The organism is Streptomyces sp. MI02-7b (assembly GCF_033793585.1).
In the GTDB taxonomy this organism is placed as follows: Bacteria; Actinomycetota; Actinomycetes; order Streptomycetales; family Streptomycetaceae; genus Actinacidiphila.
On sequence record NZ_JARAWX010000007.1, the window covers coordinates 75,402 to 95,317 of the forward strand.

At 75.1% G+C, this 19,916-nt stretch carries 17 protein-coding genes; 10 read left to right on the plus strand and 7 right to left on the minus strand.

Annotation, left to right across the window (positions count from 1 at the left end; translation table 11 throughout):
- Positions 1-276: 276 nt before the first annotated feature.
- Genes PV364_RS13355 through PV364_RS13365 form a run of 3 tightly spaced genes read right to left on the minus strand, consistent with a single transcriptional unit; the run spans position 277 to position 2,521 of the window.
- Complete coding sequence (locus PV364_RS13355; RefSeq protein ID WP_319660124.1) at positions 277-1,263, minus strand: RNA polymerase subunit sigma-70; 987 nt, start codon at positions 1,261-1,263, stop codon at positions 277-279.
- Positions 1,260-1,697, minus strand: coding sequence for a glyoxalase superfamily protein (locus PV364_RS13360; RefSeq protein ID WP_319660125.1), 438 nt, complete (start codon positions 1,695-1,697; stop codon positions 1,260-1,262). Before PV364_RS13360 ends, PV364_RS13355 begins: the two co-directional genes overlap by 4 nt.
- Before the next feature lie 35 nt (positions 1,698-1,732).
- The gene (locus PV364_RS13365) at positions 1,733-2,521 is read right to left on the minus strand and encodes an SDR family NAD(P)-dependent oxidoreductase (protein WP_319660126.1); all 789 of its coding nucleotides are present in this window, start codon (positions 2,519-2,521) and stop codon (positions 1,733-1,735) included.
- 125 nt (positions 2,522-2,646) lie between these two features.
- On the opposite strand from PV364_RS13365, the gene PV364_RS13370 reads away from it, so the two are divergent.
- On the plus strand, positions 2,647-3,522 hold the full coding sequence (locus PV364_RS13370; protein ID WP_319660127.1) for a YhjD/YihY/BrkB family envelope integrity protein: 876 nt from the start codon (positions 2,647-2,649) through the stop codon (positions 3,520-3,522).
- A gap of 15 nt (positions 3,523-3,537) precedes the next feature.
- Here the strand turns inward: PV364_RS13370 and PV364_RS13375 are convergent, their stop codons facing one another.
- Positions 3,538-4,032 (minus strand): hypothetical protein, encoded by a 495-nt coding sequence (locus tag PV364_RS13375; RefSeq protein WP_319660128.1) that lies wholly within the window; start codon positions 4,030-4,032, stop codon positions 3,538-3,540.
- Between the two features lie 98 nt (positions 4,033-4,130).
- Here PV364_RS13375 and PV364_RS13380 point away from each other — a divergent pair, with 98 nt between their 5' ends.
- The 6 genes from PV364_RS13380 to PV364_RS13405 all read left to right on the plus strand — a co-directional run bounded on the left by PV364_RS13380 (position 4,131) and on the right by PV364_RS13405 (position 10,433).
- Positions 4,131-5,450 (plus strand): hypothetical protein, encoded by a 1,320-nt coding sequence (locus PV364_RS13380; protein WP_319660129.1) that lies wholly within the window; start codon positions 4,131-4,133, stop codon positions 5,448-5,450.
- The gene (locus PV364_RS13385) at positions 5,447-7,261 is read left to right on the plus strand and encodes an APC family permease (protein WP_319660130.1); all 1,815 of its coding nucleotides are present in this window, start codon (positions 5,447-5,449) and stop codon (positions 7,259-7,261) included. The genes PV364_RS13380 and PV364_RS13385 overlap by 4 nt, the downstream gene beginning before the upstream one ends.
- A gap of 295 nt (positions 7,262-7,556) precedes the next feature.
- Positions 7,557-8,270, plus strand: coding sequence for a response regulator transcription factor (locus PV364_RS13390; RefSeq protein WP_319660131.1), 714 nt, complete (start codon positions 7,557-7,559; stop codon positions 8,268-8,270).
- The gene (locus tag PV364_RS13395) at positions 8,267-9,766 is read left to right on the plus strand and encodes a HAMP domain-containing sensor histidine kinase (RefSeq protein ID WP_319660132.1); all 1,500 of its coding nucleotides are present in this window, start codon (positions 8,267-8,269) and stop codon (positions 9,764-9,766) included. The genes PV364_RS13390 and PV364_RS13395 overlap by 4 nt, the downstream gene beginning before the upstream one ends.
- 53 nt (positions 9,767-9,819) lie before the next feature.
- Complete coding sequence (locus PV364_RS13400) at positions 9,820-10,203, plus strand: hypothetical protein (RefSeq protein WP_319660133.1); 384 nt, start codon at positions 9,820-9,822, stop codon at positions 10,201-10,203.
- Positions 10,200-10,433 carry a hypothetical protein gene (locus PV364_RS13405; protein ID WP_319660134.1) on the plus strand — a complete coding sequence of 78 codons (234 nt, stop codon included), beginning with the start codon at positions 10,200-10,202 and terminating at the stop codon, positions 10,431-10,433. The genes PV364_RS13400 and PV364_RS13405 overlap by 4 nt, the downstream gene beginning before the upstream one ends.
- On the opposite strand, the gene PV364_RS13410 is transcribed toward PV364_RS13405, so the two are convergent.
- The 3 genes from PV364_RS13410 to PV364_RS13420 are packed head-to-tail and all read right to left on the minus strand — an operon-like array spanning position 10,434 to position 14,200.
- The gene (locus PV364_RS13410) at positions 10,434-11,378 is read right to left on the minus strand and encodes a ribose-phosphate pyrophosphokinase (RefSeq protein ID WP_319660135.1); all 945 of its coding nucleotides are present in this window, start codon (positions 11,376-11,378) and stop codon (positions 10,434-10,436) included.
- 10 nt (positions 11,379-11,388) lie between these two features.
- On the minus strand, positions 11,389-12,927 hold the full coding sequence (locus PV364_RS13415) for a hypothetical protein (RefSeq protein ID WP_319660136.1): 1,539 nt from the start codon (positions 12,925-12,927) through the stop codon (positions 11,389-11,391).
- Between the two features lie 34 nt (positions 12,928-12,961).
- Positions 12,962-14,200: a threonine synthase gene (locus PV364_RS13420; protein WP_319660137.1), complete on the minus strand. Its 1,239-nt coding sequence runs from the start codon at positions 14,198-14,200 to the stop codon at positions 12,962-12,964.
- Between the two features lie 101 nt (positions 14,201-14,301).
- On the opposite strand from PV364_RS13420, the gene cbiE reads away from it, so the two are divergent.
- From cbiE to PV364_RS13435, 3 genes are all read left to right on the plus strand, one after another.
- Positions 14,302-15,540: a precorrin-6y C5,15-methyltransferase (decarboxylating) subunit CbiE gene (gene cbiE, locus PV364_RS13425; RefSeq protein ID WP_319660138.1), complete on the plus strand. Its 1,239-nt coding sequence runs from the start codon at positions 14,302-14,304 to the stop codon at positions 15,538-15,540.
- Entirely contained in the window at positions 15,537-16,307 is a 771-nt protein-coding gene (cobM, locus tag PV364_RS13430) for a precorrin-4 C(11)-methyltransferase (protein ID WP_319660139.1), read from the plus strand. Before cbiE ends, cobM begins: the two co-directional genes overlap by 4 nt.
- A 204-nt stretch (positions 16,308-16,511) precedes the next feature.
- Positions 16,512-19,862 carry a S8 family peptidase gene (locus PV364_RS13435; protein ID WP_319660140.1) on the plus strand — a complete coding sequence of 1,117 codons (3,351 nt, stop codon included), beginning with the start codon at positions 16,512-16,514 and terminating at the stop codon, positions 19,860-19,862.
- Positions 19,863-19,916 lie beyond the last annotated feature (54 nt).

The window sequence follows — 19,916 nt, forward strand, 5'->3', positions numbered from 1 at the left end:
CGGCAGCGGTCGGTGGCATCGCGGATCCGGGTGAGCGGCGCGACCAGCGCGAGGGACGCCGGCCGCTCCGCCGGCCCAGGCATGCCGCGGCGCGGCGGCTGACATGGGGGCGCGGGGACGCACCTCTCGACGGCGGGAGGAGGGCCGCCCGCTTCCGCTCCGGGGCGCCTGCTCGGCGCCGGTCACCGTGGACGTGACGTCCTCGCCCCGGAACGGTTCGAGGACGACGCCCCCCGGCCGCTCCTGAGGGGAAGGGCCGGGGGCGTCGCCGCCTGCTCACCGTTCCGCGGGGGCTGCCGGTTCCGTGGAATCAGGGAGCTCCGGTGGGAGGCCGAACGCCGGGAACAGCGACGGGCCGAAGGTCGTGATCTCGGCGATCAGCCCGTCCTCCACCCGCAGGACGTCGAACTTGAAGGCCCGGAAGCGGGTGTCGCCCGGCCGCCGCAGGTAACTCGCCGCGGTCGGCATGCGGTTGGCGCTCGTCGGGAGGAGCCGCCAGTCGCCGTCCCGGTTCTCGCCCAGCGCGCGTTCCAGCAGCGGTGCGACGGCGTCCAGCCCCTCGAAGACCATCGGCATCGGCGGCATCGTGATCCGCAGGTCCTGTGCGGAGATCGACACGGCGGCCGCGGCGTCGCAGCGTTCGTGCGCGTCGATGAAGCGCTCCAGCAGGGCCTTCTCCTCGGCGCCGGGATCTCCCGCGGACCAGTCGGTACGGCGCGCGGGCAGGTGCTGCCGCATCGTCGCCCTGGCCCGCTGCAGGGCGCTGTTGGCGGCGGCGACCGTCGTCCCCAGCAGGGCGGCCGTCTCCTCCGCCGGAAGCGCCAGGACGTCGCGGGCGAGGAACGCGGCCCGCTGCCGCGGCGGCAGCACCTGCAGCGCGGCCAGGAACGCCAGCTCGATCGTCTCCCGGTCGACGACGACCGCGTCCGGGTCGTCCGCGCCGCCGGCCGCCAACTCGTCCAGCAGGCCGTCCGGGTACGGCTGGAGCCAGGGCACGTCCGCGAAGGACTGCGCCTGCGCGGCGGCCGAGCGGCGGGCGCCGCGCCGCAGCGTGTCGAGGCAGACGTTGGTCGCGATGCGGTAGAGCCAGGCGCGGAACAGCAGGTCGCCGCCGAACCCCTCGCGTCCGCGCCACGCCCGCAGATACGTCTCCTGCACCGCGTCCTCGGCCTCGTCGAACGAGCCGAGCATCCGGTAGCAGTGGACGTGCAGTTCGCGGCGGTGGCGCTCGCTCAGCGCGGCGAAGGCCCCCTCGTCCGTCATCCCGCGGCCCCGTCCTTCTCCCCCTGCTCGCGCCGCACTTCCTGGAGCACCCACGTGTTGCCGTCCGGGTCCGCGAATTCGGCGAAGGAGTTGTACGGGCTGTGGCCGGGGTCGACGCCGTCCACCCAGCCGCCCGGCGTCATGTGCCGGATACCGGCCACGGTGACGCCGCGCGAGGTCAACTCCTTGTGCACGGCCTCGATGTCGTCGACGACCAGGTGCAGTCCGCGTACCGAGCCGGGCGCCGCGTCCGTGATGCCCTTGCCCACCGAGACCGAGCACGCGGAGCCGGGCGGGTCGAGCTGCACGACCCGGAAGTCGTCGCCGGCGCGGTGGTCGACGTGCACGGAGAAACCGAGCTTCTCGCTGTAGAAGGCCTTGGCCCGGTCGACGTCCACGACCGGCAGGAGCACGAGTTCGAGCCTGAGATCCATGACGCTGTCTCCATCCGTGGGTGGTAGGGATCGTGTCACCTGAGCACGAGACCGGCGGTCACATTCGTCATCGTGCCCGTCATGCCCGCCGCCCGGTCCGAGGCGAGGAAGGCCGCCACTTCCGCGACATCGGCGAGCCGCGGCGTGCGGCGCAGCACCGACGCCCCGGCGATCGCCGCCAGGGCGGCCCGCGGGTCGGGGGCGTTCTCCCCGGCGACGGCGGCGAGCCCCTCGCGGGTCAGCGTCTCGGCGACCCCGGCCGTCCAGATGCCGCAGACCCGCACGCCGAACGGACCGGTCTCGGCGGCCAGGTACCGCATGAACGCCTCGGTCGCCGCGTCGGCCGGTCCGGTGCTGCCCATGCCGGGCATCGCCCCCGCGCCGGACGCGCTGTTGAGGTGCAGGATCACCCCGGACCCCTGGGCGACCATCCGGCGGGCGGCGGCGCGGGCGGTGACGAAGGAGGACCGCAGCCCGGTGTCGACGGCCCGCAGCAGGTCGTCCGCCGTCATCTCGACCAGCGGGACGCCCTGCACGTCGCCGCGCGTGACGAGGTTGAAGGAGACGTGGACTCCCCCGTGACGCTCGGCCACGTCCTGGACGTGCGCCTCGACGGCCTTCTCGTCCAGCGCGTCGAGCACGGCGGTCTCGGCGCGGCCGCCCGCCGCGGTGATCTCCTCCGCCACCGCGTCGAGCGTCCCCCGCGTCCGTCCCGCCAGGCACACCAGCGCCCCTTCACGCGCGAGGACGCGCGCCACGCCGCCGCCGATGCCGCCCCCGCCGCCGTAGACGACCGCCGTGCGGCCGTCCAGTGTCCCGGTCATCCAGGCTCCTTCGGAACGCGCGGCCGCCGGTGCGGCGGCCGCTCACGAACGTGAAACGGCGGCCGTCGCGGAAACTCATCGGTGCACCGGTTGCGGGGCGTGGCGGGCTGTAAAACAGTCGGAGGGTGACAGGCCGGCCGCGCGGCGGGATTCGGGACGGGCTCCGCGCCGCGCGCGCGGATCTGCCGCGCCGTGCCCGGGAGCTGCGCACCGGTGCCGAGCGCAGGTTCCCGGTCATCACCCGGCTGGCCGCCCGGCTGCTGTCCGTCCACGTGCTCGACGCCGGGACCCGGCTGGCCGCGCAGGTCTTCCTCACCGCGGTGCCGCTGGTCTTCGTCGTCACGTCCCTCGCACCCGCGGATCTGCGCCGGGAGATCTTCGACTCGCTGCAGGACCTGCTGGGACTCAGCGGCGCGTCGCAGGTGCAGCTGAGTCAGCTGGCCGAGGCCGAGGCGGGCAATCTGCGCGAGACGGTCGGGGCGGTCGGCAGTCTCATGGTGCTGCTGTCCGCGACCGCGTGCAGCCGGTCGATGCAGCGGGTGTGCGAACGGGCCTGGCGGATGCCGAAGTCCGGTGCCCGGATCGCGGCGTGGCGGTGGTTCGTGTGGGTGGCGATGATGCTGGTCGTCGTCTTCCTCCTGGGCCCGATGCGGGACGCCTTCGGCGTCGGCGAGTGGCTGGGCTTCCCGCTCTCGCTGGCCTGCGGCGTCGCCGTGTGGTGGTGGACGCAGCACCTCCTGCTGGGTGGCCGTGTGGGCTGGCGGCCGCTGCTGCCCGGCGCCGTCCTCACCGCCGTGGTCCTGGAGGCCGCGTACTTCGCCGCGCCGCTCTACGTCCCGCTCGCCCTCAACCGCAGCCTGGAGGCCTACGGTTCGCTGGGCTCGGTCTTCACCCTCCTGTCCTGCCTGATCGCCGTCTGCGTCGCCGTCTCCCTCTGCATCACCCTCGGCGCCGTCATCGCGACCGACGAGCCGCCCGCCGGCCCCGCGGGCCCCGGCTGATCCCGAGCCGACGGGTCAGTGGCGGAGGGCGGTGTCGACGGTGGCCCGGACGGGGCCGCCGAGGTCGCGGTGGCTGCGGGCGGTGGCCCGGGCGGTGCCGTGGGCGGGGACGTCGGGGACGGTGACGACGACCGCGTCGAGGAGGTTGCCGCCGGAGTCGCGGAAGGAGACCTGGACGGTGTAGGAGGCGGGCTTCGTGCCGTTGTTGGTGGCGGTGACGGGGACGGTCGCCTTGTCCTGGGACGTGCTGACGGTGCCCAGACGGACGTCCGCCTTGGCGTCGACACCGCCCTTGATGCGGGCCAGCTCCGACGCCGCCGCGGCGGTCGCCGACGCCAGGGCCTCGCCGCCGCGGGCGGCCAGCGAGGACGCGGCGGAGGCGGCCCGGGACCCGTTCACGGAAGGGGTGCCGGCCCCGTCGGAGCAGCCGCTCACGGCAGCCGCCATGACGGTCAGTACAGCCGCCGCGTACGTCGCGCTCGCCGCGCGCCACTGGTCCACCGTTGTCATCGCCGTCCTCCGTACCGCTTCTGACGCCTCATATGGCATATCATGCACAATACGGATTAAATGACCCTGTCGCGTGGTCAGGGAGAGGCGGCGGTGACATGGCGGGCACGGGCCCCGAGGGCGGCGACCTCGCCGAGCTGCGCGCCCGGCTGGCCGCGCTGGAGGCACGCGACGCACGTGCGGCACGCGACGCACGTGAGACCGCGGACACCGGGCCGGGGACCGGCCGCCGCCGTCACCACCACCCCGTCAGGGCCTTCTTCTCCGCGCTGCTGATCGTCCTCGCCTGCGTCCTGGTGCCGCTCAGCGCGCTGGCCGTCTGGGTGAACTCCCAGATCGGCGACACCGACCGCTACGTCGCCACAGTGGCGCCGCTCGCCTCCGACCGCGACGTCCAGGACGCCGCCGCCGACCGCATCACCGGCGCCGTCATGCAGCACGTCGACGTCACGTCCCTGCTGGACGAGGTCGCCCCCGCCGACCGCCCCCGGCTGGACACCCTCCTGAACCGGCTGTCCGGCCCGCTGAACAGCGGCCTGCAGAGCCTGGTGCACAGCACCGCCGAACGGGTCGTGCGCAGCGAGGCCTTCCGGACGGTGTGGGTGGAAGCCAACCGCCGCATCCACGCCACCGTCGACAAGGCGCTCACCGGCGAGGGCGGCGGCGCGGTGCGGCTCACCAACGACACCGTCGCCATCGACCTGGCCCCCGTCATCGACCAGGTCAAGCAGCGGCTGGTCGACGCCGGCCTCACCGTCGCCGGGAAGATCCCGCAGATCCACACCGACTTCACCGTCGTCCGCTCCGAGAAGGTCGGGAAGATCAGGACCGGCTTCCGGCTGCTGCAACTGGCCGGCTTCTGGCTGCCGATCCTCACGGTCGTCCTGGCCGCGGTGGGCGTGCTGCTCGCCGCCCGCCGCCGCCGGTCGCTGGTCGCGGCCGCGCTCGGTTTCGCCGGGGCCGCCCTGGTGCTCGGCCTGGCCCTGACCGTGTTCCGGACGATCTATCTGGACGCGCTGCCCGCGAGCGTCTCCCAGCCCGCCGCCGCGACCGTCTACGACACCCTGATCCGTTTCCTGCGCGCCACGGTCCGCGCGGTGATCGTGCTCGGCGTCGTCGTGGCGCTCGGGGCGTGGCTCAGCGGCCCGGGCCGGTACGCCGTCCGGGTGCGCGGGGTGTGGGAGTCCGTGCTCGGCGCGGCGGGGGACGCCGCGGAGGGGGCGGGGATGCGGACCGGACCCGTCGGCCCGTGGCTGGACCGGCACAAGGTCCTGGTCGCCTGGATCGTCGTCGCGGCGGCGGGCCTCGCGCTGGCCTTCTGGTCGTACCCGACGGGCTGGGTGGTCGTCGGGCTGGCGCTGGCCGTCGTCTTCGTTCTCGCCGTCGTGGAGTTCCTGGCCCGGCCGGTGCGCCCATGACGTTCGGACTGGCACGCCGTCAGGTACGGCCCAAGGTCCCGCTGCTGCACGGCGAGGGCGACAAGTCGCGGCTGACCAGCCTCCAGGGGCTGGCGGCGCTGTCGCTGGACGCGCTCAGCTCGGTGGCGTACGGCCCGGAGTCCATCGTCGTCGTCCTCGTCGCGGCAGGGACGGCGGCGCTGTCCGCGACGCTCCCGGTCATGCTGGTCATCGCCGCGCTGCTGGTCGTGCTGGTGATCTCCTACGGCCAGGTCATCGCCGTCCACCCGGACGGCGGCGGCTCCTACGCGGTGGCCAAGAAGGACCTCGGCGTGCGGGTCAGCCTGCTGGCGGCGGCCAGCCTGGTGGTGGACTACGTGCTCACCGTCGCCGTCAGCCTGGCGGCCGGCGCGGCCAGCCTCGCCTCCGCCTTCCCGTCCCTGACGCCGTATCTGCTGGAGATCTGCCTCGGCGGCCTCGGGCTGATCACGCTGGTGAACCTGCGGGGTGTCGCGGACAGCGCGCGGGTGCTGATGCTGCCCGCGGCGCTGTTCGTCCTCAGCATCGCCGCGGTCGTGGTCGTGGGCCTGCTGCGCGCCCATCCGGCGGCGGTCGTCGGCACCGCGCGGCCCGTGCACGCCACCGAGGCGCTGAGCCTGCTGCTGCTCCTGAAGGCCTTCTCCTCCGGGTGCTCCGCGCTCACCGGCGTGGAGGCCATCGCCAACGCGGTGCCCGGCTTCCGGCCGCCCAAGGTCCGGCGCGCCCAGCGGACCGAACTGATGCTCGGCGCGCTGCTGGCGCTGATGCTGATCGGCCTCGGCTTCCTCATCCGGCGCGACGAGGTGGCGCCGCGCGGCGGGGTGACGATCCTGGCGCAGCTCACCGCCGGTTCCTTCGGCGACGGCTGGCCGTACTACGCGACGAACCTGATCGTGACGTTCGTCCTGGGCCTGGCCGCGAACACCAGCTTCGGCGGACTGCCCGTGCTGATGAGCCTGCTGGCCCGCGACGACCGGCTGCCGCACGTGTTCGGGCTGCGCGCCGAACGGCCGGTCTACCGCTACGGGGTGGTGGCCCTCGCGCTGTTGGCGGCCCTGCTGCTGATCGTCGTGGACGCCGACACCCAGCGGCTCATCCCGCTGTACGCGATCGGGGTGTTCATCGGCTTCACGGTCAGCCAGACCGGCCTGGTGCGGCACTGGGCCGGGGCCCGGCCGCGCGGATGGCTGCCCAGGGCGCTGCTCAACGGCGTGGGCGCCGTGCTGACCGCCCTCGCCGGGGTGATCCTGCTGACCAGCAAGTTCCTGGAGGGCGCCTGGGTGGTCGTCATCGCGGTGCCGCTGCTGATGCTGCTGTTCGCCCGCATCGAGCGCTACTACCTGCGGGTCCGCGAGGAACTCCGGCCCGGGGTCGTGCCCGACCCGCCGCGGCGCACCGACAGCCTGGTCATCGTGCCGCTGGGCGAGGTGAGCCGGCTCGCCCAGCACGCGCTGACCGCGGCCTTGGCGCTCGGCGACGAGGTGGTGGTCGTCGCCGTCCACTGCGACCCGGAGAAGAGCCGCCGCCTGCTGGAGAACTGGGAGCGGTGGCACCCCGGGGTGCGCCTGGACGTCATCGAGAGCCCGCACCGCTCACTCGTGCAGCCGATCCTCGCCTACGTCAAGCGCGCCGCCGCCGGCGGGCGGCAGATCGCCGTGCTCATCCCGGAGGTCGAGCCCCGGCACCGCCGCTACCGCATCCTGCAGAACCAGCGCGGCATCCTGCTCGCCACCGTCCTGCGGGCCCGCACCGACGTGGTGGTCTGCCTGGTGCCGTACCGGCTCGACATCTGACGCGGGCCAGCCGGCCTGGCCGGGGTGCCGTCGCGTACGGGGCGCGGTCTCCGGGCCGAGGTCCGGCAGGCGCTCGCTCTGCGCGGGCGACGACGGCGCGGGCGCCCACCGCCACCCCGGTCGCGCGCCAACGGGCCGGCGCTTCGGCAGAGCGATGCCGGGGCCGGGGCCCCGCGTCGCGCGGAGTCCGCCGTACGGCGAGAGGGCTGTTGCCGCCGGCGCACGGTCCACAGGCTGTGGACGCGATCCGCCGCCGCGCGTTCGCGGCCGGGCCGGGGCGCCTACCATCACCGCCGTGAGAACCGATGCGCACACCGGCGGCCGCGTGCTGGTCGCCGACGACGACGCCGCCATACGCAGGTCACTGGAGCGGGGCCTGCGGCTGGGCGGCTTCTCGGTGATCCTGGCCGACGGCGGGCACGCCGCGCTCGGCTCCGTCCGCGAGGGCGCGCCGGACGTGGTCGTCCTCGACATCTCGATGCCGGACCTCAGCGGGATCGAGGTCTGCCGGACCCTGCGGGCGGAGCGCAACGACGTTCCGGTGCTGATGCTCTCCGCCCTCGACGAACTCGCCGACCGGGTCGCCGGGCTCCAGGCGGGCGGCGACGACTACCTCGTCAAGCCGTTCGCCCTGGAGGAACTGGTGCTGCGGCTGCAGGCCCTGCTGCGCCGGCGCCCGCCCGCGCCCTCCGACCTGGTGCGGGCGGGCGGCCTGCTCGTCGACCCGGCGACCCGGCAGGCGCGCCTGGACGGGGAGCCGCTCGCGCTCACCCGCAGGGAGTTCGAGCTGCTGGAGGTGCTGGCCCGCAACGCGGGGCTGGTGATGACCCGGGACCAGTTGCTGGACCGGGTCTGGGGCTACGACTTCGACGTGCGCACCGACGCCGTCGACACCTTCGTCAGCTATCTGCGGCGCAAGCTGGAGGCCGGTGGCCGCCCTCGCGTCCTCCACACGGTGCGGGGCGTCGGTTTCGTCCTGCGCGACGACCGCGAGGACAGCCGGTCATGAGGCTGTCGACACGGGTCGCGCTCGCCGTGGTGGCCGTGGTGCCGCTGCTCGTCCTGGCCTCCGGCGCGCTGCTGATCCGGCTGGTCGCGGCGGACCTGCACGCCCAGCAGGACGCGCACCTGCGGGAGCGGGCCGCGGCGGTCGCCCCGGACGCCCGGGCGCTGCTGCGGGTCACCGCGGCCGACCGCCCGGCGGCGGAACAGGCCCGCAGCCGCAGGCTGTTCGCCTCGGCGCTCGACGTGGGCATCAGGGTCGTCGGCCCGGACGGCACCGTCGAGGGCGGACCGCTGCCGGCCGCGTCGGTGGCGCTGCCCGCCATCGCGCCCCGCCCCGTCACGGTCGGCGCCGGCGGCATCCGCTGGCGTGTGCTGTCGCGGCCGGTCGCCGGCTCGCGCAAGGGGGCCAAGGGCACGCTGTGGGTCTTCTCGCCGGACGCGGCGACCGAGGCCCAGTTGCGGCGGGTGCGTCTGCGCGTGCTGACCGTGGCCCTGCTCGCCGCGCCCCTGTCCGGACTGCTGGCCTGGGCGGCGGCCGGCCGTGCCGTACGACCGCTGCGCCGCCTCCAGCAGCGCGCGGGCGGTCTGGACCCGCGGGTCAGCGCGGTCCGCCTGGAGCACACCCCGACCCGGCTCGCCGAGGTCAACGACCTGGCACGTACCTTGCAGACGGTGCTGTCGCGCTACGACGAGCAGGCCGCCCGGACCGGCGAAGCCCTCGCCACCGCCCGCTCGTTCGCGGCCACCGCCTCCCACGAACTGCGCAATCCGCTGATGAGCATCGGCACCAATCTCGACATCCTGACCCGGTACCCCGATCTGCCCGCCGGCGACCGCGCCGAGGTCCTGGAGGACCTGCGCGCCGAACACGCCCGGGTGCTCGGCCTGCTGGTCATGCTGCGCGCCCTGGCCCAGGGCGACCTGGTCGAGGAGGACACCTTCGTCCCGGTCGACGCGGGCGAACTCGTGGACGCCGCGGCCGCCGACCTGCGCCGCCGGCACCCCGACGCCCGGGTGACCGTCACCACCGCACCGGGGCTGTTTGTCCGCGGCTGGGAGCAGGGGCTGCGCTCCATGGCCGACAACCTGCTGACCAACGCGCTCGTCCACGGCCGCCCCGCGGGCGGGCCGCCCGCCGTCGAGGTCGTCCTGCGGCGCGGCGGCGACGAGCGGGCGCCGGCCGTCGTCCTCACGGTCGACGACCATGGTCCCGGCGTCGCGCCCGAGTCCCGCGCCGCGGTCTTCGAACGCTTCCACCACCGCCCCGGCAGCCCCGGCTCCGGGCTCGGACTCACCCTGGTCGCCCAGCAGATCGCCCTGCACCGCGGCACGGTCGTGGTCGGCGACCGCCCCGACGGCGGGCCGGGCGCGCGCTTCGAGATACGGCTGCCGCTCAGCGGGGTGCGCGGCGGCGAGCCGACGCTGCCGCTGCTGCGCCGCGACTGGCTGTCGGCGCAACGGCGGCAGGAGCCACAAGGTTTCCACAAAGACGCTCCCTAACGTCCGGTGCGAGGGGCGTGCTCCGCGTTCCCCGCGATCCGAAGGAGGACGTCATGCGACGCCGTACCACCGCCGTGGCCCTGGCCACCGTCGTCACCGTGCTGGGACTCGCCGCCCCGGCGGGCGCCGCCACCGCCGCGCCGGGTCCGAAGGGCGACGGGGCCAAGGCCCTGTGCAAGCGCGCCGACCGGATCGACGCCCGTATCGACCGCGCGCTGAAGCGCCTTGACGGACCGGTGACGCAGCGCGGCTCGATCAAGCGGCTGCAGCAGCGCGTGGACAACGCGAAGGCGGCCGGCCACACGGAGATCGAGACCTACCTCGACGACCGGCTGACCTTCCGCACTTCCCTGGTGCCGACGCTGCAGCAGCGCAGGACGGACCTCGGCAAGGTCCAGGACTGGTGCGCCGCCCACCACGACGGCGCCGCCTCGTGACCGGCCGTCCCGTGATCCGCCGTCGCGCCGCCGTCCTGGCGGTCGCCGTCGCCGCCACGGCCTGCGCCGCCCTGCTGACCGCCTGCGGACCGTCCGGCAGCGCCGCGCCCGCCCCGTCCGGCGGTGCCGCCTCCGTCGCCCCGGTCCCCTCCGACCTCAGCCGGATCGTGGACGACGCCGAGAGCGCCGCCGCCCGGGCGGACTCCGACGCGGCTCGCGGCGACGGCTGATCAGACCTGGTCGAACAGGGCGCTCACCGATGCGCCGTCGTGGATCCGGCGCACGGCCTCGGCCAGCGCGGGCGCGACGGACAGCACCGTCAGCTTGTCCGTGCGCTGCGCCTCCGGGACGGGCACGGTGTCGGTGCACACGATCTCCAGTACCTCCGGCCGGTCCGACAGGCGCTTGAGGGCGCCCGAGGCGAACAGGCCGTGCGTGCAGGCGACGCGGACCGAGCGGGCGCCCAGTTCCCGCAGCCGCTCCAGCAGTTCCAGGACGGTGCTGCCCTTGGCGATCTCGTCGTCCAGGACGATCACGTCCCGCCCGGCGATCTCGCCGATCACGGAGCTGATGGTGACCCGGTCGTCGGCGAACCGCTGCTTGGCCCCCGCCGCGACCGGCACCCCCAGCATGCGGGCGAAGGCGGCGGCCTCCTTGGCGTTGCCCAGATCGGGGGAGACGACCGTGGCGCGGGACAGGTCGTGGCCGCGGAAGTGCGCGGCCAGCTCGCGCAGTGCGTGCAGGTGGTCGACGGGGACGCTGAAGAAGCCGTGCACCTGCGGGGAGTGCAGCGTCATGGTGAGCACGCGGCTCGCACCGGCGGCGACCAGCAGGTCGGCGACCAGACGCCCCCCGATGGAGATGCGGGGGGCGTCCTTCTTGTCGGAGCGCGCGTACGCGTAGTGCGGCATCACGACGGTGATCCGGGCGGCCGACGCGCCCCGGGCGGCGTCGCACATCATCAGCAGCTCCACCAGGTGCTCCTGCACGGGGGCCACCAGCGGCTGGATCAGAAAGACGTCCCGCTCCCGGCAGTTGGCCTGCAACTGCACTTCCAGGCAGTCGTTGGCGAACCGGCTGACCCGAGCCAGGCTGAGTTCCACCCCCAGGTGGGCACAGAGTTCGGCCGCGAGGCGGGGATGGGCACTGCCGCTGAAAACCGCGATGTCGCGCACGCTGCGCATCCTACGGGCGGGCCCTTTGCCGCCGACGGGGGATCAGCCGTGGCCATCGGCGCGCCGCACGGCTGGGCTCCGCCACCGGAGCGGAGTCGTCACGGCGCGCGGGGGCGGGGGGCGGGGGGCGGTCGATGCGGGCGTGGAAGGCCACGGCCCGGCAGGTGCTGTCGTCGAGGGTGCCCGTGGTGAGCGCCCGCTGGATCCGCCCCCGTTGCGTGTCCGGCAGGCCGGCCCAGGTGGTGGCCGGTCCGGTGGCGAGCCAGTTCCCGATACCCGAGCGCCCCAGGGACGCGAGCCGGGGATCGTCGTCCTCCGCGGCCCGGAGGTCGGCCTCGACGCGGTCCCAGCTGCCACGGCCCCGGTCCACCCGCCACGCGGCGCGCCTGCTCCAGGGCTGGGCGGACGCCCACGCCGCGTCCGTCGCCGCCCGGGGCGCGCCCAGTCGCACGAGGTTCGACGCGGCCGTGGCGCCCACGCGGGGACTGGGGTCGAGCAGCATCGGCTCCAGGAGGGCAAGGGCCTCGCCCCGCGCCGCGTGCAAGCCGGCCCCGGTCACCGCGGCCGCGCGGACCCGGGCGCTCCGGTGGCCCAGGCCCGCGGTGAACGCGGGCAGGTCCACCGTGCCGCCCACCTCGGCGAGTCCGTGGAGGCACGCGGCCAGGACCTGTGCCGGTGTGGTGGGCATGCCGATCCGGTCCCGGTACCAGTCCGCGGCGTCGACGCCCCTGCGGCGTGCGCGCCACCGCGCCTGCTCGCGTACGGCGGGCGACCGGTCGGCCATCAGCGGTACGAGTTCGTCGTCGGCGAGGGCCTCGTCGGGGACGCGGGTGAGCGCCACGAGGCGGGCCACGACACTCTTCGCGGTCAGGAGCGGCCGCAGTTCCGCGGGTCGCGTGACCTCCACGAGCCATTCGGCGCAGGTGGCGCGGATCCACTGGTCCGGGTCCCGGCGTACGGCGGCCAGCAGGTGCCGCGCGGTGAGCAGCCCGCGTTCGTGTCCGAAGGCCAGCGCCCATCGCCGTACGCCGCGCCGATCGCTGCGCAGGAGGGACGGAACCAGCTCCGCGGCCGGATGCCGGTCGAGCAGGGTGTCGAGCACCCGGCCGAGGGCGGCCGGCGCGTGGCGGCGGTCGCGGCCGGCCAGCAGGACGTCGAGCACGGCGTCGGCGCTGTGCGCGTCGAGCCGGGGAAGGAGTGCGCGCCATGCCTCCTCGCGTACGGGGGTGACGTGGTCGAGCAACCGCACGGCGAGGGCGGCGGTGGCCACCCGCCCGTCGTGCCGGGCGAGCATCCGGGTCGCCCGTTGCCGGAGGTGCCCGTCCCGGTGCCAGCTGGTGACCACGTCCGTGGGCAGTCCGGCCGCCGGGCTGAGGGGAACGCGGGCGGTGGGGAGGCCGGCGGGGCGGGCGGCCTCGTCCAGCAGGAGCCACGACCTTCCGTCGAGACGTGCGAGCCGCTCCGCCGCGACCGCCCGGGCACCGGGGTCGTCGCCGGTCGCGGCCGGAATCAGCTCCGCCGCGAGCTCCCGTGCCTGGGCCCATGTCATCACCGGTACAGCATCACGGGCGGGGGTGCCGTCGTCACCTGGTTTGCCCCGGGGACCGAAGCGGTGCCGGGCCCGGGCGGTCCTCGTCGAGGCGGCGCCGGACGGTGTCCCAGTCGGGGGCGACCGGCGCGACGCGCAGGGAACCCACCGCGGCGTCCTTGAAGCCGCTGGACGTCGACACGCACACCATCCGGCCCTCGAAGCGGTGGGCGCCGTACTGGCGGAGGCCGGCCAGGCCGGCGGCGGAGGACAGTTCGGTCCACAGGCCTGCGCGGGCGAGTTCGTCACGGGCCGTGGCCAGTTCGGCGTCGGTGACGAGCAGCGGCTCGCCGCGGCTGCCGCGCAGCGCCAGAACCCCGCGGTAGCCCCCCACCCGGCAGGCGATGGAGTACGCGGCCGTCGTGCCGACCGGCACGGTGACCGCGGGCCGGTCGCGACGGATCGCGGCGGCGAGCGGGCCGCCCGCGGCGGGCTCGCAGCTGAACAGGCGGGGCACGGCCGGGGCGAGGCCGAGGCGGTGGAGTTCGGCGAACCCCTTGCCGATGCCGAAGAGGAGTTCGCCGTAGCCGGTGGGGACGAACACCGCCTCCGGGACGCCGATGTCGCCGAAGATCTCGTACGCCACCGTTTTGTAGCCCTCCACGCCGAACGGATGCCCGGTGTGGGTCGGGGTCAGGTTGCTGACCGGGTGGTAGCCGTACTCCGCGCTGATGCGGCGGAGCAGCGGCCGGCGCGCCTCCACCGGGACGGGCAGCACCACGGCGCCGTAGGCGTGCAGGAACGAGACGACCGCCGGGGGCGCTCCGGGGGAGGTCAGTACGACGCAGCGCAGCCCGGCCCGGGCGGCGTAGGCCGCGGCGGAGGCGCCGTGGTTGCCGGAGGAGGCGACGACCACGCCCGGGGCGCCGGTGGCGACGGCGGCGCCGACCGCGCAGCGGTTGAGGCGGTCCTTGTGGCTCCAGGTCGGGTTGCGCGACTCGTCCTTGACCAGGACCCCGTCGCCGAGGTCGACCAGCGGGGTGCGGCCCTCGCCGAGACCGGGCGCCGCGAGCGGCGGCAGCAGCGGCGCCCAGCGGTCCAGGCCGTGGCCGCCGGCCGTACGGTCGAAGAGGCCCGCCGGGACGCGGTCGTAGGCGTAGTCGACCTCGACGGGGTACGAGACGGTGGCGGTGCTGGTGCGCGGGCAGCCCTGCGTCAGCGGCGGCCACAGGGGGTAGGTGGCCGAGGGGTCGCCGAGCGAACGCTGCGCGGTGGCCAGGGAATCCGTTGCCATGGGTTCGAGGGTAGAAGCCCCGGCCCGGGGGCCACCTGGGGTTTCGCGTAGGCTGCCGCTGCTGTGCCGCCCGAATCCGCCGACCTGCGAGGTGTCCCGTGATGGACGACGTGTCCGCTCGCGTCGCCGTCGTCGGGGTCGGGGCCGACGGCTGGGACGGGCTGCCCGCCGCGTCGCGGGCGGTGCTCGCCGCGGCCGAGGTCGTGATCGGCGGGCCGCGTCAACTCGGCCTGCTCCCGCCCGAGGTCGCGGGTGAGCGGGTGGCGTGGCCGTCGCCGCTGCGGCCCGCCGTGCCGGGGCTGATGGCCGCGCACGCCGGGCGCCGGATCGCGGTGCTGGCCAGTGGCGACCCGATGTTCCACGGGATCGGGCGCACGCTCACCGAGGTGCTGGGGGCCGGCCGGCTGGACGTGCTGCCGCATCCGTCGTCGGTGGCGTACGCGTGCGCCCGGCTGGGCTGGGCGGTGGAGGACACCGAGGTCGTGAGCCTGGTCGGCCGTCCGCAAGCGGCGCTGTCGGCGGCCCTGTACGACGGACGGCGGCTGCTGGCGCTCAGCGCCGGCGCCGGGACACCCGCCGAGGTCGCCGCCCTGCTGCGGGAGCGCGGCTTCGCCGGCAGCCGGATGCGGGTACTGGAGCAACTGGGCTCGGGCCGTGAGCGTGTGCTGGAGGGCACCGCCGCCGCGTGGCCGCACGCCCCCGGTGATCCGCTGAACGTCGTCGCCGTCGAGTGCGCCGCCGACCCGGGCGGGCGCCGGCTCGGCCTCGTTCCCGGCCTGCCGGACGACGCGTACGAGCACGACGGGCAGTTGACGAAGCGTCACATACGGGCGGCCACCCTCGCCGCGCTCGCGCCCGCGCCCGGCGAGCTGCTGTGGGACGTCGGCGGCGGCTCGGGCTCGATCGCCGTCGAGTGGATGCGGGCCCACCGCTCCTGCCGGGCGGTCACGGTGGAGCGCGACGCCGTCCGCGCGGAGCGCATCACCCGTAACGCCGCCGCGCTCGGTGTTCCCGCGCTGCGCGTGGTGACCGGCCGCGCGCCGGAGGCCCTGACCCGACTGCCGGTTCCCGACGCCGTGTTCGTCGGGGGCGGACTCACCGCCCCCGGTCTGCTGGAGGCCTGCTGGGCGGCCCTGCGGCCGGGCGGCAGGCTGGTCGCCAACACCGTCACGCTGGAGTCCGAGGCGCTGCTCTCGCAGTGGTACACCCGGCACGGCGGCGACCTCGTCCGCCTCGCCGTCGCCCACGCCGTGCCGGTCGGCGGTTTCACGGGCTGGCGGCAGGCCATGCCCGTCACCCAGTGGTCCGCCGTCAAGCCCGCAGGGGAGCAGCAGTCATGACCGTCCACTTCATCGGCGCCGGACCCGGCGCCGCCGACCTCATCACCCTGCGCGGGCTGCGCGTGCTGGCCCGCAGTGAGGTCTGCCTGTACGCGGGCAGCCTCGTGCCGGACGAACTGCTCGCCGACTGCCCGCCGGGCGCCCGGCTGGTGGACACCGCACAGCTCACCCTCGACCAGATCACCGAGGAGTTCGTCCGGGCCCACGAGCAGGGGCACGACGTGGCCCGCCTGCACTCGGGCGACCCCTCGGTCTTCAGCGCCGTCGCCGAGCAGATGCGCCGCCTGGACGCGGCCGGCATCCCCTACGAAGTCGTCCCCGGTGTGCCCGCGTTCGCGGCGGCGGCCGCCGCGCTCAAGCGGGAGCTGACGGTTCCGACCGTCGGCCAGACGGTGATCCTCACGCGGATCGCCCAGCAGGCCACGCCCATGCCGGAGGGCGAGGACCTGGCGACGCTGGGCCACGGCGGCGCGTTGATCGTGCTGCACCTGGCCGCCCGCCATGTCGACCGGGTGGTCGCCGAACTCACCCCGAACTACGGTGCCGACTGCCCGGCGGCGGTCGTGGCGATGGCGTCGCGCCCCGACGAGCTGGTGCTGCGCGGGACGCTCGGCGACATCGCTGACCGGGTGAAGGAGGCCGGGGTGGTCCGTACCGCGGTGATCATCGTCGGGCGCACCCTGGGCGCCGAACAGTTCCGCGACAGCCACCTGTACTCGGCGGAGCGCGTCCACCGGCACGCGGCGAACTGCGGCGACACGCTGTAAGGCCCGGCGCCCGGCGCGGCCGGGAGGCGGGGAGCGGAGGAACCGGCCGGCGGAAAACGGGAACCAGGCCGGCCGGATCGACAGGTAGGAAAGCGGACCGTGTCGGACGCGGTCCGGCCCGTTGTCCCTCCCTCCCGACCCCGCACCACGCCACCTCTCCCACCGGTACCGGCGTTTCGCCGTGCCCGGAAAGAAGGGCATGCCTTGAAGCACACAGGACGAGCGACGGCTGCCGCCGTCGCGATCGTCACCACCGCTCTGCTCAGTGGTACGGCAGGCGTCGTCCAGGCCGCGCCGGCCGCCACCGGAACCGGGTCCTGGTCCGGACGCGGTGCCGCGGCCGGCGACCGGAGGACGACCGTCACCCTCGTCACCGGCGACCGGGTGACGCTCGACGCCGCCGGACGGGTTGCCGGTGTGACCGCCGGCACGGGCCGGGAGCACCTGGGATTCCGGATATCCCGGGCCGCCGACGGCCACACCTACGCGGTACCGGCGGACGCCGAGCGGCTGATCGCGGACGGTACCGCCGACCGGCGGCTGTTCGACGTCACGCGGCTGGTGAGCGAGGGCTACGACGACGCCTCGCGGGCGGATCTGCCGCTGATCGTCACCTATGCCAAGGGGGGTTCGGTCGCGGCGCGCGCGTTGTCCGAATCCGGGGCCCGGGTCAGCCGGGACCTGCCCAGCGTGAACGGCGACGCGCTGCGGGCGCGCAAGACGCAGGCCACGGAGCTGTGGCGGACGCTGACCGGCGGCCGTGCGGCCTCGCGCTCGGCGGCCGCCGGCCCGGCGGAGGTCGAGCGGATCTGGCTGGACGCCAGGGTCGAGGCGAGCGCGGACCCCGGCACGGGCACCGCGCAGATCGGCGCGCCCCAGGCGTGGGCGGCCGGCTACGACGGCACGGGCGTCACCGTGGCCGTGCTGGACACCGGGGTCGACGCCACGCACCCGGACCTGAGGGGCCGCGTCGGGGCGGAGAAGAACTTCTCCGAATCCCCCGACACGGTGGACCGCGTGGGCCACGGGACGCATGTGGCCTCGATCGTCGCGGGTTCCGGTGCGATGTCGGACGGGACGTACCAGGGCGTCGCGCCCGGGGCCCGGCTGATCGTCGGCAAGGTGCTCGACGACTCCGGCACGGGCTACGAATCCGGCATCATCGCCGGCATGCAGTGGGCCGTCGCCCAGGGCGCGAAGGTGGTCAACCTCAGCCTCGGCGCCCCCGACACCCCGGAGACCGATCCGACCGAGCAGGCCCTGAACGACCTGTCGGCGCAGTCCGGGACCCTCTTCGTCGTCGCCGCGGGCAACGACGGGCCCGGTGCGGGCACCATCGGCACCCCGGGCAGTGCCGCGGCCGCGCTGACCGTGGGGGCGGTGGACCGGACGGACGCCCTCGCCGACTTCTCCAGCCGCGGCCCCGCCGCCGACGGCAGCCTCAAGCCGGACCTGACCGCGCCCGGCGTGGACATCGTCGCCGCGAGGGCGGCCGAGGGTGTCGAGGGCGACCCGGCGGCCGACGGCTATGTCTCGATGAGCGGCACGTCGATGGCCACCCCGCATGTGGCGGGCGCCGCCGCGATCCTGGCCCAGGAGCACCCGGACTGGACCGGTGAGCGGATCAAGGCGGCCCTCACCGGTTCCGCCGTGCCGATCGCGGGGCTGTCCGCGTTCGCGCAGGGCACGGGCCGCACCGATGTCGCACGGGCGATCGGCCTGCGGGTGTCCGGCAGCCCCTCGCTGGGCTTCGGCACCGCCCAGTGGCCGCACGCCGACGACCGGCCGGTGACCAAGGAGATCGGCTACCGCAACGACGGCGACCGGCCGGTCACCCTCGACCTGACCGCCGAGGCGTTCGGCGAGGACGGCAAGCCCGCCGCCGAGGGCATGTTCGAGGTCGCGCCCGAGCGGCTCACCGTCCCGGCGGGCGGCACCGCGACCGCCGCGGTGACCGCCGACACCCGCGCGGGCACCGCCGACGGCGCGTTCGGCGGCTCCGTGACCGCGACGGCCGGCGACACCACCGTGCGCACCGCCATCGGCGTGAACCGCGAGGTCGAGTCGTACGACCTCACCGTCAGGCACCTCGATCTGCGCGGCAGGCCCACCGGCCGGTCCGCGACGGGCGTGTACGCCCTGGACGGCGACCTCTGGCGGGACTACTCCGACCCCGTGGACGGGGAGTTCACGGTCCGTCTGCCCAAGGGGCGCTACGCCCTGGAGGGCCGGGTCTCCACCGGGACCGACCCGGACGACGGGAAGCTGGCCCTGCTGCTGCACCCGAAGTTCGCGCTGACCCGGGACACCACGCTGGTCATGGACGCCCGCAAGGCCGATCCCGTCCGGATCACCGTGCCCGACAAGGGGGCCGAAAACACCGAGGCCACCTTCAACTTCGGCATCGACGACGACGGGGCCGGCTACACGGCGACGTACGTCATGAACGGCTTCGCCGACCTGCGGGTCGGGCAGCTCGGGGCCCGGCTGCCGGCCCGCGAGGCGTTCGCACAGTACGGCGGGACCTGGACCCACGGCACGGTGCACTACCGGCCCGCGTGGAACCGTACCGGCGACCTCTCCGGGTTCACCGCGGACCTGCGGCGCAAGGACTTCGCCACGCTGGACGTCACCGTCGGCGAACCCGCCCCTGGCAAGACCGCGAACCTCAGTGCCGCGCCCCTGACTCCCAACGGTTCCTGGTACGACTTCTCCCAGGAGGAGTACGCGCTGCCGCGCACGGTCACCGACTACGTCCTGCCGGGCGTGAAGTGGCGCTACGCCGTCGACCAGTACGGCGCTCCGGACGCCGGCGGCGAGCCGGTGTGGGAGGGCCGCCAGACGGCCGAGGCGGCCAGGGCGTACACCGCGGGCGAGCGGTACAGGCAGCGGTTCAACATCGGTGTCTTCGGACCGCACCTGTCCAGGACGGGCGAGGAGCCGTCGGGCGCGGTCCGCCGCGGCGACAGCTTCTCGGCCTATGTGCCGCTGTTCTCCGACGGCGCCGGCCATGGCGGCGTCTCGGACTACTCCCGGGCACGGAGTGCGCTCTACGCGGACGGCAAGGCGGTGTTCACCTCGGACACGCCGCTGAACGGCGACGAGCACACCCTCCCGGCCGGGCGGCGGACCTACCGGCTGGTCACGGATGTCTCCCGCCCGGCGTCCCTCTCGACGGTCAGTACCCGGGTGACCGCGGAGTGGACCTTCCGCTCCGGCCGTGCGGCGGGGGACGCCGCGACGTGGCTGCCGCTGTCGGTGGTGCGCTTCTCGCCGGTGCTGGGGACGGCCAGTACGGCCAAGGCGGGCGCGGCCTTCACGATCCCGTTCACCGTGGAGGGCGCGGCCGGCGCGCGCACGGTCCGCAAGCAGGCTTTCGCGGTCTCCTACGACGACGGCAGGACCTGGAAGCCGGTCGAGGTCGTCGGCCGCGACCGTCTCGAACTGCGCCACCCCGCCCGGCCGGGCACCGTCTCGCTGCGCGTCACGCTCACCGACGCCGCCGGCAACACGGTGAAGCAGACGATCCGTCGCGCCTACCGCACCACCGCGTAGGCACCGGCCCGACGCGCGAGCCCCGGGCCGCCGGCCCGGGGCTCGCCGCTGGGC

What these genes read in the sequence shown, in the direction of transcription:
- PV364_RS13360 (WP_319660125.1), bottom strand. Translation starts at nt 1,697, where the DNA reads ATGGATCTCAGGCTCGAACTCGTGCTCCTGCCGGTCGTGGACGTCGAC.
- PV364_RS13385 (WP_319660130.1), top strand. Translation starts at nt 5,447, where the DNA reads ATGACGTTCGGACTGGCACGCCGTCAGGTACGGCCCAAGGTCCCGCTG.
- PV364_RS13375 (WP_319660128.1), bottom strand. Translation starts at nt 4,032, where the DNA reads ATGACAACGGTGGACCAGTGGCGCGCGGCGAGCGCGACGTACGCGGCG.
- cobM (WP_319660139.1), top strand. Translation starts at nt 15,537, where the DNA reads ATGACCGTCCACTTCATCGGCGCCGGACCCGGCGCCGCCGACCTCATC.
- cbiE (WP_319660138.1), top strand. Translation starts at nt 14,302, where the DNA reads ATGGACGACGTGTCCGCTCGCGTCGCCGTCGTCGGGGTCGGGGCCGAC.
- PV364_RS13395 (WP_319660132.1), top strand. Translation starts at nt 8,267, where the DNA reads ATGAGGCTGTCGACACGGGTCGCGCTCGCCGTGGTGGCCGTGGTGCCG.
- PV364_RS13365 (WP_319660126.1), bottom strand. Translation starts at nt 2,521, where the DNA reads ATGACCGGGACACTGGACGGCCGCACGGCGGTCGTCTACGGCGGCGGG.
- PV364_RS13400 (WP_319660133.1), top strand. Translation starts at nt 9,820, where the DNA reads ATGCGACGCCGTACCACCGCCGTGGCCCTGGCCACCGTCGTCACCGTG.
- PV364_RS13380 (WP_319660129.1), top strand. Translation starts at nt 4,131, where the DNA reads ATGGCGGGCACGGGCCCCGAGGGCGGCGACCTCGCCGAGCTGCGCGCC.
- PV364_RS13415 (WP_319660136.1), bottom strand. Translation starts at nt 12,927, where the DNA reads ATGACATGGGCCCAGGCACGGGAGCTCGCGGCGGAGCTGATTCCGGCC.
- PV364_RS13420 (WP_319660137.1), bottom strand. Translation starts at nt 14,200, where the DNA reads ATGGCAACGGATTCCCTGGCCACCGCGCAGCGTTCGCTCGGCGACCCC.
- PV364_RS13355 (WP_319660124.1), bottom strand. Translation starts at nt 1,263, where the DNA reads ATGACGGACGAGGGGGCCTTCGCCGCGCTGAGCGAGCGCCACCGCCGC.